Below are 13,439 nucleotides of genomic sequence, written 5' to 3'. Positions count from 1 at the left end.
GGGCACACGTGGGTTTGCAAGGATTCCCGGCCCGTCGCCCTTAAGCTCTTTTTCACCGATCTGTTCGATGTTGTCGGCCAGGTTGTGTTGGGGACTGTCACGAATGAGCCTGGTCAACAAGCTTGCCGAGGAACGCCGTGCGAGGCTTGCCGCCGAAAGATTGCTGGAACTGAAACAGGCGGAACTGTCCGCAGCCAACCGAAAGTTGGGGCGGCATGCCCTGGCCCTGACCAGGCAGATCGGCGAAAAACAGGCCGAGGTGGCGACGGTTCGCGACGAGAACGAAAAGGTCAAATCCGACCTTACCGTCGCCAATGCCAAGATCGAGGTCGCCGAACGGCGGCTGTGGCACTCGATTCAGACCATCGAGGACGGGTTCGCATTCTTTGATGCGGAAAGCCGGCTGATCGGGGCGAACACAGCCTATCTGAACGTCTTCGACGGGCTCGAAGAAGTTGCGCCCGGCATATCCTACCGTCGCATTCTGGAGTTGATGACAGAAGAAGGGATCGTCGATACCGATGCATTGACCAATTCCGAATGGCAGAAAATGATGCTTGACCGCTGGACCTCGCCCACGCCGGAGCCGGTCGTAGTTCGGTTGTGGAACGACCAATATGTCAAGATGATCGACCAGCGCGGCCATGGCGGCGATGTGGTCAGCCTGGCCTTGGACATCACATCTACGGTCCGATACGAGGCCGAGTTGCGCGCCGCCCGCGAAAAGGCGGAAGCCGCAAATCGTGCCAAGTCCGCATTCCTCGCGAACATGAGCCATGAGATCCGTACGCCGATGAACGGCGTTGTGGGCATGGCCGAGCTTTTGTGCGACACCGCTCTCGACGAGGAACAGAGACTGTATGCCAGCACGATAAAAAGCTCGGGCGAAGCCTTGTTGGTGATCATCAACGATGTGCTGGACTATTCCAAGATCGAAGCGGACAAGATGGTGCTGCACCCCGAGCCCTTCGATCTGGAGCGCTGTGTCCACGAAGTGGCGATGTTGATGCAACCGACGGTGCGGGACAAGGCGCTGTCGCTCCTCGTCGACTACGACCTGTTCCTGCCGACGCTCTTCGTCGGCGATCCGGGGCGCGTGCGTCAGGTCCTGACAAATCTGGTCGGCAACGCGGTCAAGTTCACGTCTCGGGGGCATGTGCTGGTTCGGGTCACAGGCGTACCCGATCCGCTATCGGGGCGGTGCGCGATACATGTCGCGATCGAGGACACCGGTCTCGGCATCCCGAAATCCAAGCTTTCGCATATCTTCGGCGAATTCAACCAGGTCGAGAACGAGCGCAACCGCCAGTTCGACGGGACCGGGCTTGGCCTCGCCATCTCGCGGCGTCTGGTCCAGATGATGGGCGGCACCGTGTGGGTCGAAAGCGAGGAGGGGCGGGGATCGTGTTTCGGGTTCCGCCTCACTTTGCCGATGAGCGAGCCGCAGCAAGCGGAATTACCAAACCTGCCTGGGGCGCTCAGGCATGTTCTCGTGGCCGACCATCAGGGTGTGAACCGGGCAATCCTGGACAAGCAGCTGTCGCAACTCGGGGTACGGGTCACATGTTGTGCCTCGGGCGAGGAGGCGCTGCGGCTGATGGACGACAGCATAGACCTTGTGCTTTGCGACCACGACATGCCGGGCATGAACGGTCTGGGGCTTGCACGGAAGCTGCGGGAACAGAATTGGGGCAATGTCCCTGTTTTGTTGCTTTCTTCCAATCCCGCTCAGCTGAGCGGTGACCCGTCGCGTCTGCATGTGCAGGCGGTACTTCAGAAACCGATTCCGCGATCGGAACTGTTTCGTCTCCTGTTCTCTGTTGCTGCTGGTGTCCCGGACTGCCCTGTGGCACCAGCAAGCGCGCAGCAGGCCCCTCGGGGGGAAGCTGAACCAGGCCCGCAAGGCGAGCCCCGGCAAAGTCGGAAAATGAAGGTTCTCGCAGCGGAAGACAACCGGACGAACCAATTGGTGTTTGCCAAGATGGTCAAGTCGCTGGATATCGACCTGCGTTTTGCCGACAACGGCCTGGAGGCGGTGGATATTTGGCGCGAGTTCCATCCGGACCTGATTTTCATGGATATTTCGATGCCCAAAATGGATGGCAAACAGGCAACCATGGAAATCCGCAGGCAAGAGGCCGGAACCGGCCGACACGTTCCCATCGTCGCGCTGACCGCCCATGCCATGTCCGGAGATTGCGAGGGGATTCTCGCCGCGGGGCTGGATCAGTACATGACGAAACCCCTGCGCAAGGCCCTGCTTCATGCCCAGATTTCCGAGGCACGGCCCAGCGATACCCTTCCGTTCACAACGGAAGAGGACGACTGATCACGCTTTTGCCGAAATGATCAGGTCCGGCCCAAAGATCGTATCCGCATGGTGGTATAGATAGATCTTCAGCCAGGGTGTGAAACGCTCGGGATACCGCTGAACTTCGGCCAGGAGATCGTGGTACGCGATCCAGCGGGTATCCATGACTTCATCGGGGTTTGGAGTGACATCCAGCGGCCCGCGGACATGGGCGAGAAACACGTCCACGACTTCGTTTTCGACCATGTTGTTGCCGACGTCGGCATGGTACTCCAGCCGGTGGCGATACTCGGGGTAAAGTCCGGTGATTCCAAGTTCCTCGCGAAGTCTGCGCACCGCACAGGCCGAGGCGCTTTCGTCCCATTCCGGATGCGTGCAGCAGGTGTTCGCCCAAAGGCCAGGTGTGTGATATTTGCCCAGGGCCCGGCGTTGAATCAGGATATCCATGCCACGCACGGCGAACACTGATACCGCCTTGTGCTTCAGGCCTTTCTCATGCGCTTCCAACTTGTCCACCGGGGCGAGTGCGCCATCGACCCAGGCCGGAATCAGGATACCCATACCATCCCCATGTCGAAAACTCCTGCATGCACGAAGCCCGTCTATCGTCAGATCGGGGGCCGGTCCGGCCAGAAAAGGGTGTTTCTTGCGGCGTTCGAAGCGATGTCAGTCCCGCTTGGCGTTTCCGCCCTTCCAAAGTGGAAGCGATCCGGCGCGTGTTCAATCGTATAAAAGGCCGCAGTCTGATACTGCGGCCTCGATCGCGATACCCGGACAGGGTCCATTATTCGGCGGCAACGCTTTCTAGAAAGGCGAAGATATCCTCACCGCCCGACTTGAGCTTGAAGGTCATCTTGGATTTGGCGGCGGTGTCATCCAGGTAGGTTTTCAGGAAGCCTGCCGGATCCTGCGTGTAGGCCACGAAGGTCTCTTCGTCCCAGACAAGTCCTTTTTCCCCTGCGGCCGTCATGCTGTCACTGTACTTGTAATCCTCGGCGCTGCCAGCAGCGCGACCGACGACGCCGTACAGGTTCGGCCCTGTCTTGCCGCCCTTGACGATGGTCTCGCCGGCGGGCGATTCGACCATGTGGCAGGACTTGCACTTGTTGAACCCCTTTTCACCCTTCTCGGCATCGCCGGATGCAAGGGCAGGGACGGCAAGGACACAGGCAAAGGCGGTGGCAATGATGCGGTTCATTGTGTGATCTCCTCAGGTTTTCCGTTGCGCCAAAGAGAGACTTTACTCTCGGTGCGAGTCAACTGTCCGAATGTCCCATTCAGGCACTGTGTCGCACCCGATCACGGGCTTTTTATGTGATTTGGACCGTTTCCCAGCATGGTAGCAAATCGCCCGGGGCAGGTCGCGCAAGAAACACGGCGCGGGCGATGGCGCGTGACAGGCAGATCGCCGCAGCATGACCGATCATGGTCAGATCGCGCTCCGGCGCGGCCATCGGGCGTTCGCCGGTCGAAACCGAAAACACGAGGTCCCCGTCGCCGGGAGAATGGGCGGGCACCGTGGCCCGCGCGATGCCGTCGTGCGCCGCAATTGCCATCCGCTGGCATTGTGCCTTGCTGAGGTCGGCGTCGGTGGCGACGATGGCAATCGTCGTATTGGCGCGTTCATCGGTTCGGTTTCGCATGGCCTTGGCCTTACGGCTCTCCATCTGGCGTCCGAGACCGGTGGCGCTGTCGGGCCCAAGCCCGCCGAATTCGTCACCGATTTCGAACGGGGCGGCCCAGAAATGGCGCTCGCCGGGGGTCGTGACGCTGCCCATCGGATTGGCCGCGACCAATGCACCGACCGTGGTGCCATCCGGCAGCACCAGCGAGGCCGAGCCCAGGCCCCCCTTCAGCATTGCCGTGAGTGCGCCGGTTCCTGCCCCGGCGGTGCCAAGGGCAAAATTTTCGGCTGCGGCGTGAAACGCCGCCGCACCGAGCATGCGATAGGGGTTTTCACTCCAGTCCTTGTTCCCGCCGTTGAGCAGGTCGAAGATGATCGCGCCCGGTACGATCGGGATCACGGCATCGGCCACGTGGAACCCGCGGCCCTGTGCCCGCAAGGCATCCGAGACGCCCGAACAGGCATCCAGCCCATAGGCCGAACCGCCGGACAGCACCAGCGCATCGACACGCGCGACCGATTTGTCGGGGGCCAGAAGGTCGGTTTCACGTGTCCCCGGCGCGCCGCCCATCACGTGGACAGAGGCCATGAAGGGACGGTCCGCTGTCAGAACCGTCGCACCGGATTTCAGCACGTCATCCTGTGCGTTACCGACTTTCAGACCGGGAACATCGGTGATCAGGTTGCGGGGGCCGGGATGCATCATTGGTCGGTCCTGATCTCCGGTTGCTCAAATGCAGCGACCGCCATCGACTTCCATGGCGACGCCAGTGATCATGCTGGCCTCGTCCGAGCACAAGAAACAGGCGGCGTTGCCCATGTCCTGCGGTGTCGAGAACCGGCCCAGCGGGATTGTCGCCAGAAACTTGGCGCGCGTCTCCGGCGTATCCTCGCCCATAAAGGACTTGAGCAGCGGGGTTTCACCGGCAACGGGGTTCAACGCGTTCACACGAACTCCCGACGGGGCAAGTTCGACAGCCATGGTCCTGGTCGCCGTAATCATCCAACCCTTGGAAGCATTGTACCAGTTCAGCCGGGGGCGCGGCGAAACGCCTGCGGTGGAGGCGATATTCAGGATTGCACCGTTGCCACGCCCCTTCATATGGGGAACCAACGCGCGGGCGGTCAGGTAGACCGACTTCATGTTGACCAGGAACACCCGGTCGAAATCGGCTTCGCTGACATCCTCCAGCGGGGTCGGCAGATGCGTCACGCCCGCGTTGTTGACCAGGATGTCCACATGTCCGAACCGGCGCAATGCCGCTGCCGCCATCGCGTCGACCGAGTTTCCATCGGATACGTCGACCTGGTGGGCAATGGCGTCACCATCCATTTCGGCCGCCGTTTTCTGTGCCTGTTCGATGTTGATGTCGGCAACCATGACGCGCGCGCCTTCGGACACGAACTTGGCCACGATCCCAGCGCCGAAACCCTGCGCGCCACCCGTGACGATTGCGGTCTTTCCGTTCAGTCTCATATGCTTGCTCCCTCTGCGCTGGCGACACCCTAGCACCGGAACGAGGCGGCGCCAGCCTATTCGTCGGCTATCTTGCCACGCAGTGACTTGATTTCGCCACGCGCCTTCTTTGCGTCGAGCCGCCGGCGAACCGAACCCTTGGTCGGTTTCGTGGCGATACGGCGCTTGGGGGCAATCAGCGCGCGGGCGATCAATTCCACAAGCCGTTCGCGGACAATCTCCCGGTTCCGCGCCTGGCTGCGGGTTTCGTCGCACTGCAGGACGATTGCGCCTTCGTTGGTCCAGCGCCGCCCGGCGAGCCGTTTCAGCCGCGCCTTGACCGGGGCAGGCAGTGAGGGAGAGCGTGCTGCCTCGAACCGGAGTTCGACCGCTGAGGAGACCTTGTTGACATTCTGCCCACCCGGCCCCGAGGCGCGGATGAAGCTTTCGCTCAACTCCCAGTCCTGAATTGCGATATCGTTGGTCACATAGAGCATGGCGTGACCATAGCCTCGCGACGTCCCATGAAAAAGGCCGCCCATGGGGCGACCTTTCGAAAGTTCAGGAAGCTGTGCCAGTGGGCCAAACGGCTCGACCGGGGCGGATCACCGCCAAGGACTGCCTTGACCGGCGCCTGCCCTAGGTTCCGACACCTCTCTCCAATCCCTTTCTCGACACTGGACCACCTCCTTTGCTTTGCTGTTGAACTCACCTTCAGCCTGCCACAGGAAGTGATTTGCGCCAAACGTTTTTTTCAGGCAGCGCCTCGGGTTGGCGTCAGATGCCGAACGATCAGGCGGAACGGTATCAATGCGACCAGCGCCAGCGACAGCTTGACCAGCCAGTCGGCAAACGCGAGAGTCACCCACAAAGGCGCGGGCGCACCCCAGTTCATGAAGGGCACGGATTCCCACGCCCAGTTGATCGCGGCATCGGCATCCGGACCGAACACCGGGATGCTGGCCGAAAACGCGATGGTGAAGAACAGGGCGGTATCAAGCGCGGATCCGACCAGTGTCGAAACCAGCGGCGCCCGCCACCAGCCGCCGCCGCGCAGCCGGTTGAACACCGCCACATCGGTCAGTTGCGCGATCAGGAAGGCGGTGCCCGAAGCGACCGCAATGCGCAGCGGCACGGCGGCATAAGTGTATCCGTCTCCCTGCAACATGATCTGGCTGCCGATCAGAGAGCAGACAACGCCGGTCACGAAACCCGCGAACACGACGCGCCGCGCCGCTTCGACCCCATAGACCCGGCTCATCACATCGGTGACGAGGAAGGCGAACGGATAGGTGAACGCTCCCCATGTCAGCAGACCGTCGAAGATCAGGAACTGGACCAGGATGTTCGAGGCCACGACGATGGCGGCCATGGCAAGAATGCCGGGAAAGTGTTTGCGGGTCATGTCTCAGAGTCCGTTTTTACAAGGGTGCGGCGACTTGGCCCGCCGAACAGGGCGAGCAAGCGCCGCCTGTAGCCTGCGCAGCTGTCCCGAGTCAATCCGGCAGGCGGTATTCAACGATTTCCGTGCGTTGCAGGAACCGGAAATTGTCGTCCGAGATCATGGTGGCACGCAACTGGCCCTGGGTATCGCGCCAGACGGACAGCCCTTCGAGATTGTCATGCTTGCCCGTCCTGCTCTGGAACAGGGTTTCCTCTTCGGTCACGCCCCGTCCGGTCAAGGTCCAGCGCCGCAGGCGCGAGCGGAAGCCGATGGTGCCGGTATCGCGCTCCAGAACATAAAGCCGGCCGTCCGGGCCGAAATCGGCGGCGACGGGTAGAAACCCCCCTACTTGTTCCAGATGAAAGGCGGTATCCCAGGCCCGGCCATCCCAGCGGTAGACAGGGATGCTGCCATCCGCGGCGCGGCTGATCTCGGGCATGGTGTAAAGACGCCCCCTTGCATCCATCGCCAGTGCTTCGAACGCCCCGTTCCTCGCCAACTGGTCAAAGGCCCGGGGGCGGGAAAGGACCTCGGCCGGTGCGTCGAGGCTGCGGTAACGCGCCACCCGCGCGACGCCCTCGAAAGAGATGTAGACGGACCCGTCGGGCGCGATGGCCAGTCCTTCGCTGTCCCCGACACGGCCTTCGAGCACCTTGTTTCGGCTCGACCTGAGCTTTTGGACCTGGTCGGGCGTGATCGCGGTGATCCGGTCCGTGTCTCGCTCGATCCGTGAGGTCAGTATGGTGGCGCGGTCCGACAAGACCGTCATCGACAGACCATCCGGCGCAAGTTCGATTGCCGAAAACCCGCCAAACCAGGGTTCCACCCGGTGCCATGTGAAACTGTCCAGATGCTCGGCCTTGCCCCGGTCGACGGCCCGTGCAGGCAGGGACAGCGCGACGGCAGCGATTATTGCGACTGCAAGACCGAGACGCATTGCTTGGGCAAATCGGCCAGAACGTACTCGCGGCGCTGTTTGGGAGGCGGCGCGTTCGGATCGCGCGGTTTCGGTGGCGGAGGATTGAGGATGTTGTTTACCCATTCCTGTGCCTCGGCGCAGCCGTCACCGCTGGGCGGTGCATCCTGATCGGCACAGCCCGAAGACCCGTTGGGGCAATTGAGTCGGACATGGAAATGATAGTGATGCCCCCACCACGGCCGGATCTTGCGCAGGTAGGCACGATTTCCCTTCTCGTTGTTGCACATCCAGACCTTGGCGCCCGGAAAGACGAAGATCCGCGCCACCCGCTTGTCGCGCGCGGCCTCTCGGATGATCGCGTGATGTTGCTCGGTCCAGTTGGAATTGACATAGGCGCCTTCGGCCCGGCGCAGCGAAACCGAAGAAATCTTTTCGCGGTGCGGACCGGACAGGCGCAGGTTGTTCGCCGGCAGCATCCAGATGTCGATATCGAGGCCCAGCTGGTGGCTGCGATGTCCCGTCAACATCGGCCCGCCGCGCGGCTGGCTGATGTCGCCGATGTAAAGACCGTTCCAGCCGCGTTGACCGGCGGCAAAGGCGCTGAGGTCCTTGATGAAGTCGATCGTGTCGGGGTGGCCCCAGTTACGGTTCCGGCTGAGGCGCATCGCCTGCCACGTAGGCCCGGTTTCCGGCAATTGCTCCAGCCCGGCGGCGCAGCCCTTGGCATAGCTGCCATAGGCGGCGGGTTTTTGCCGAGAGGCGGTCTTCTGCGCCCCGAACAGTTCCTTTGCGAGTGGTTCCGCCTGCGCGGGGGACAGGCCCGTCAGGGGAATCAGGCAGAACAGGAATATGGCAACTCTCTGGAAAAACACTAACTCTGGTCTCCTCTCGGATTGACCCACTTCAGCAGGATCAGGCCCAGAATAAACAAGCCGACGACCGGTGAAACCCCCAGGCGTGCACTGCCGGTGGCGGCGGTCGCCGCACCGATCAGCGCGGGTGCGAGAAATGCGGTCGCACGGCCTGAAAGACCGTAAAGCCCGAAGCTTTCGGTCGGAGCATTGGGGGCGGTGTGGCGCACCATCATCGAGCGGCTGGATGCCTGCAGGATGCCGCCAAAGCCACCGATCAGAACACCGCAGACGAAGAACAGGCCATCGGGCAGTTTTGACCCTTCGGCAAGCGCGATGCCGAAGATCTGGGTCCGATCCATGCCGACGATCGTGGTGCAGACGAGGATCAGGACAAGGATCGAGCCGATGATCACCCGTTTCGGGCCATATTTCAGGTCGGCCAGTCCGCCGACCCAGCTGAACAGCGCGGCGGAAATCGCCGCGATGATCCCGAACACGCCGATCAGGGTGATTTCCCAACCCAGAACCAGCCGGGCATAAACGCCGCCGAACCCGTAGAGCCCGTTCAGTGCATCGCGATAGAACATCGAGGAAGCGAGATAACTGGCAAGACTGCCCCGGTGGCGCAGATTCCTCACCGATTGGACGACCAGTTTGACAGCCTCTGCAAATCTGCCGCGCCGCCCGTTGCCGGGGGGTTCACGCACCCACAGAAAGTAGGGGATCATGAAGACCACGAACCAGAGCGCGGTGAACGGACCGACCGAGCGCGTGCCCTCGCGTGTTTCGGCATCGAGCCCCAGCGCCGGGTCAAGCCCGATCAGCGTCTTGCCGTTTGTCTGTTCGACGAACAGCAGCAGCATGATGAACAGAGCCACGACGCCGCCAAGATAGCCAAAGGCGAAACCGGACCCCGAGATCCTGCCCACCTCTTCCTTGGTGCCAAGCGAGGGCAGCTGCGCGTTGATGAAGATGAGCGCATATTCGGCTCCGATGAAACCAATTCCGAAACTTGCAATCATCCACCACAGGTTGCCGCCCGCGGGATCCATGTACCAAAGCCCCCAGGCACCCACGACATACATGACGCAAAAGAGGGTGATCCAGGCCATCCGCCGCCCCGAGATATCCGCCATCGCGCCCAGAAACGGGGCGCCGATACCGATGATCAGCCCGGTGATCGTCAGGCATTGCGACCAGACCACCTGTGCCTGTGCCTTGGCGGCCTCGGTCTCCAGACCCTGGCCCATGAAGTAATCCGCGGCCACCGCGGCGAAGAAAGGACTGAAGATGAAGGTGATCAGCAGGGTGTGATAGGGTTGGCTGGCCCAGTCGAAGAAATACCAGCCCCAGATCCGCTTGCGCGCCGAAATCCCTGCCATTTCCGTTTCCCTGCCCGTTTTTTCTGGTTATGGCGGTTGCCTTGGCCATTAGGCAAGTCTTTCCTTGGCCCTTGCGTCTTTGCGCGGCTGCTCTTAGGTCTTTTTCCGGTCGGCAACCGAGGAGGCCCCATGCAGTCGCTGTTTCAAATCCTGATGCTGATCCTGGATGTGGTCTGGTTCTTCATCCTGGCGCATGTGATCATGAGCTGGCTGATCAATTTCCAGGTGCTGAACATGCGCCAGCAGTTGGTGGCGCAGATCTGGTACGGGCTGAACCGGGTTCTTGAACCGATCTATGGACCGATCCGGCGCATCCTGCCGCCGATGGGCGGGCTGGACCTGACCCCGCTGGTCGTGCTGCTGGGCATCATGGCGCTGCGGATCATCCTGATCAACAACGCGGCGGCCTTTTACTGATCAGCCGGCGGGGGGCGCTGCCCCCACAGCCTGCGGCCGTTCCCCCGGAGTATTGCCAACCAGAAAGAAGCAGGCTTGTTTCAGTCTTTTGGCCGCGTGTATGCTGCCGGAAACGAGCATATTGAAAAGATAGAGCAGGCCCTTTCCACATGTTCGACGCCGCGCCCCTGCTGCGAGATGTCTTTGGATTCGACGCGTTCCGGCCCGGGCAGGAAGAGATCGCCCATGCGGTCGCCAGTGGCGAGAATGTGCTGGCAATCATGCCCACCGGGGGCGGCAAATCGCTTTGTTTCCAGTTGCCGGCCTTGATGCGTGACGGGGTGACGGTGGTCATCTCGCCCCTGATCGCCCTGATGCGGGATCAGGTCCGCGGCTTGCAGGAGGCGGGCGTCGCGGCGGGCGCCCTGACCTCGGGGAACACCGTGGAGGAAACCGAAGCGGTATGGGCTGCGCTGGAGGAGGGACGGCTGAAGCTGCTCTACATGGCGCCCGAGCGGCTTGCCTCGGGTGCGGCGATGGGGATGCTGAGGCGGATCGGGGTGAATCTGATCGCGGTCGACGAGGCGCATTGCGTCAGCCAGTGGGGCCATGATTTCCGGCCCGATTACCTGCGGATCGGTGAATTGCGCCGGGCGCTGGGCGTACCGCTGGCCGCCTTTACCGCCACCGCCGATGCGGAGACGCGCGCCGAGATTGTCGAGAAACTGTTCGACGGAGTCGAGCCGTGTTTCTTCCTGCGCGGGTTTGACCGGCCCAACATCCATCTGGCCTTTGCGGTGAAGGATAGTCCGCGGCGTCAGATCCTCGATTTTGCGGGGGGACGACGGGGGCAGGCGGGCATCGTCTATTGCGGCACGCGCGCCAAGACCGAGGTGCTCGCGCAGGCGCTGCGCGAGGATGGACATAGCGCCTGCCACTATCATGGTGGCATGGAGGCCGAGGACCGTCGTATCGTGGAGGCCCGTTTTGCCCGTGAAGACGGGCTGATCGTGGTGGCCACCGTCGCATTCGGCATGGGCATCGACAAGCCGGATATCCGCTGGGTCGCGCATGCCGACCTGCCCAAGTCGATCGAAGCCTATTACCAGGAAATCGGCCGTGCGGGCCGTGACGGCGGCCCGGCCGAGACCCTGACGCTCTATGGCCCTGACGACATCCGCCTGCGCCGCAACCAGATCGACGAGGGGCTTGCCCCACCCGAACGCCGTGCTGCCGACCATGCCCGCCTGAACGCCCTGCTGGGCCTGGCCGAGGCGCTGACCTGTCGCCGTCAGACCCTGCTGGGCTATTTCGGCGAAACCGATGTCACCTGCGGCAGATGTGACCTGTGCGACAACCCGGTCGAACTGTTCGACGCCACGACGCCGGTCCGCATGGCCTTGTCGGCGATCCTGAGGACCGAGGAGTGGTTCGGAGCGGGGCATCTGACCGACATTCTGCTGGGCAACATGACCGACAAGGTCCGCGAACGCGGTCATGACCTTCTGCCGACTTATGGCGTTGGCATCACGTTCAGCAAGGCGCAGTGGCAGGCAATTTTCCGGCAGATGATGGGACACGATCTGGTTCGCCCTGACCCCGGACGCCATGGGGCGCTGCGGATGACCGAGGCGGCCTTGCCGATCCTGCGGGGCGAGGCAGCAATCGAATTGCGCAAGGATACGGTTCGCGCCGCGGCACGACGTCCGGCGGTCAAGGCCATGGTTGGCGAGGAAGATGCACCGCTGCTTTCGGCGCTCAAGGCCAAACGCCGGGCGCTGGCCGAGGCGGCGCGCGTTCCGGCCTATGTCATCTTTCCCGATCGGACCCTAATCGAAATGGCTGAAAAGCGCCCCGCGACGCTGGACCAGATGGCGCGGATCGGCGGTGTTGGGGCAAGGAAGCTGGAGCGCTACGGTGCCATGTTTCTGGAGGTCGTGAACGGTGCGGCCGAGATGCTGCACCCGGCCCGGCGACGACTGGCGGGGCGCGACACGGCCGCAACCTATGATCGGCTTCTGGCGGTACAGGCCAGCCTGATGCGCGGGCCGGACGGGATAGACAAGCCGCTCAGTTGCTCGGCGGCGCAGTTGGCGCGGGTGGCGCAGATGCGCGCCGATGATCGGAATGCGGTGCAGCAGGCTCTGGGGGATCGTCGCTGGGAACGATTTGGCGCGGCATTTCTGGACGTTCTCGGGCAGTCGGACTAGATACGGCCGAGACTAGGGAACAGGGGGCGGAACATGCTGGTGGTGATCTCTCCGGCCAAGAGGCTGGATTGGGCGGAACGTGACATTGCGGTCACCGAACCGGCCTTTCAGGACGATGCGGTCCGACTGGCAAGATCGGCGCGCAACCTGACGCTGGCCGAGTTGAAGAAGCTGATGGATCTCAGTGACGATCTGGCGCGGCTCAATCGTGACCGGTTCCGGGATTTTGCCGAGGCACCCGAAGGTGCCGTGACCCGACCGGCGGCGCTGGCCTTTGCCGGGGAAACATATCTCGGCCTCGAGGCCGGTTCGCTGGACAGCGACGAGATGGACTGGGCGCAGGATCACCTGCGCATCCTGTCGGGCCTCTATGGTCTGCTGCGCCCGCTGGACGCGATCCAGGCCTATCGTCTGGAAATGGGCAGCAAGCTGAAAACCCGGCGGGGGAAATCGCTGTACGACTACTGGGGCGATCAGCTGTCCGGGGCGCTGAACGCACAGGCGGCGGAAATCGGGACCGACGTTCTGGTGAACTGTGCCAGCCAGGAGTATTTCGGCGCCGTCGCGCCCAAGGCGCTGAAGCTGAGGGTGATCACGCCTGTCTTCATGGAGGACAAGGGTGGGGCGCCGAAAGTGGTCAGCTTTTTCGCCAAGCGGGCCCGCGGTGCAATGGCCCGGTATGTCATACAACGGCGCTTGACCGACCCTGCATCGCTGACCGAGTTCGATGCGGGCGGTTATGCCTATCGCCCGGAAATGTCCAAACCGGATCGGCCGGTTTTCCTGCGCCCCTACCAGGGGTGAATTTCCTCTCGACCTTCCACGCCCGGACCGGCAGTCTGT

General features: G+C 62.4%; 13 protein-coding genes. 4 read left to right on the top strand and 9 right to left on the bottom strand.

All coding sequences use genetic code 11. The features are described from left to right. Positions 1–103 precede the first annotated feature (103 nt). Positions 104–2,329 (top strand): response regulator, encoded by a 2,226-nt coding sequence (locus tag BLT75_RS17685; protein WP_093034864.1) that lies wholly within the window; start codon positions 104–106, stop codon positions 2,327–2,329. Here the strand turns inward: BLT75_RS17685 and BLT75_RS17680 are convergent, their stop codons facing one another. From BLT75_RS17680 to BLT75_RS17640, 9 genes are all read right to left on the bottom strand, one after another. Continuing rightward, entirely contained in the window at positions 2,330–2,872 is a 543-nt protein-coding gene (locus BLT75_RS17680) for an isopentenyl-diphosphate Delta-isomerase (RefSeq protein WP_093034861.1), read from the bottom strand. Between the two features lie 223 nt (positions 2,873–3,095). Further along, positions 3,096–3,509, bottom strand: coding sequence for a c-type cytochrome (locus BLT75_RS17675; RefSeq protein WP_093034858.1), 414 nt, complete (start codon positions 3,507–3,509; stop codon positions 3,096–3,098). A 112-nt stretch (positions 3,510–3,621) separates the two neighbouring features. Next, positions 3,622–4,638 carry a P1 family peptidase gene (locus tag BLT75_RS17670; RefSeq protein WP_093034971.1) on the bottom strand — a complete coding sequence of 339 codons (1,017 nt, stop codon included), beginning with the start codon at positions 4,636–4,638 and terminating at the stop codon, positions 3,622–3,624. Between the two features lie 27 nt (positions 4,639–4,665). Continuing rightward, a complete protein-coding gene (locus BLT75_RS17665; protein ID WP_093034855.1) occupies positions 4,666–5,412 on the bottom strand; it encodes an SDR family oxidoreductase in 747 nt (248 codons plus the stop codon). A 56-nt stretch (positions 5,413–5,468) separates the two neighbouring features. Then, a complete protein-coding gene (arfB, locus tag BLT75_RS17660) occupies positions 5,469–5,888 on the bottom strand; it encodes an alternative ribosome rescue aminoacyl-tRNA hydrolase ArfB (RefSeq protein WP_093034852.1) in 420 nt (139 codons plus the stop codon). A 257-nt stretch (positions 5,889–6,145) separates the two neighbouring features. Beyond that, positions 6,146–6,796 (bottom strand): queuosine precursor transporter, encoded by a 651-nt coding sequence (locus BLT75_RS17655; RefSeq protein ID WP_093034849.1) that lies wholly within the window; start codon positions 6,794–6,796, stop codon positions 6,146–6,148. A 91-nt stretch (positions 6,797–6,887) separates the two neighbouring features. Beyond that, positions 6,888–7,772, bottom strand: coding sequence for an esterase-like activity of phytase family protein (locus BLT75_RS17650; RefSeq protein ID WP_093034846.1), 885 nt, complete (start codon positions 7,770–7,772; stop codon positions 6,888–6,890). Next, a complete protein-coding gene (mepA, locus tag BLT75_RS17645; protein WP_245706572.1) occupies positions 7,745–8,605 on the bottom strand; it encodes a penicillin-insensitive murein endopeptidase in 861 nt (286 codons plus the stop codon). Before mepA ends, BLT75_RS17650 begins: the two co-directional genes overlap by 28 nt. Before the next feature lie 20 nt (positions 8,606–8,625). Further along, the gene (locus tag BLT75_RS17640; protein ID WP_093034840.1) at positions 8,626–9,990 is read right to left on the bottom strand and encodes an MFS transporter; all 1,365 of its coding nucleotides are present in this window, start codon (positions 9,988–9,990) and stop codon (positions 8,626–8,628) included. Between the two features lie 129 nt (positions 9,991–10,119). Here BLT75_RS17640 and BLT75_RS17635 point away from each other — a divergent pair, with 129 nt between their 5' ends. The 3 genes from BLT75_RS17635 (at position 10,120) to yaaA (ending at position 13,400) form a co-directional block, all read left to right on the top strand. Next, positions 10,120–10,407 carry a YggT family protein gene (locus BLT75_RS17635; RefSeq protein ID WP_093034837.1) on the top strand — a complete coding sequence of 96 codons (288 nt, stop codon included), beginning with the start codon at positions 10,120–10,122 and terminating at the stop codon, positions 10,405–10,407. Positions 10,408–10,556: 149 nt separating this feature from the next. Further along, a complete protein-coding gene (gene recQ / locus BLT75_RS17630; protein ID WP_093034834.1) occupies positions 10,557–12,596 on the top strand; it encodes a DNA helicase RecQ in 2,040 nt (679 codons plus the stop codon). Positions 12,597–12,629: 33 nt separating this feature from the next. Further along, positions 12,630–13,400 (top strand): peroxide stress protein YaaA, encoded by a 771-nt coding sequence (yaaA, locus tag BLT75_RS17625; protein ID WP_093034831.1) that lies wholly within the window; start codon positions 12,630–12,632, stop codon positions 13,398–13,400. Positions 13,401–13,439 lie beyond the last annotated feature (39 nt).

The organism is Ruegeria marina (genome assembly GCF_900101475.1).
GTDB classification, from domain to species: domain Bacteria; phylum Pseudomonadota; class Alphaproteobacteria; order Rhodobacterales; family Rhodobacteraceae; genus Ruegeria_B; species Ruegeria_B marina.
Note: the sequence above shows the minus strand (reverse complement) of the source record. Positions and strands in the feature narration are given on the sequence as shown.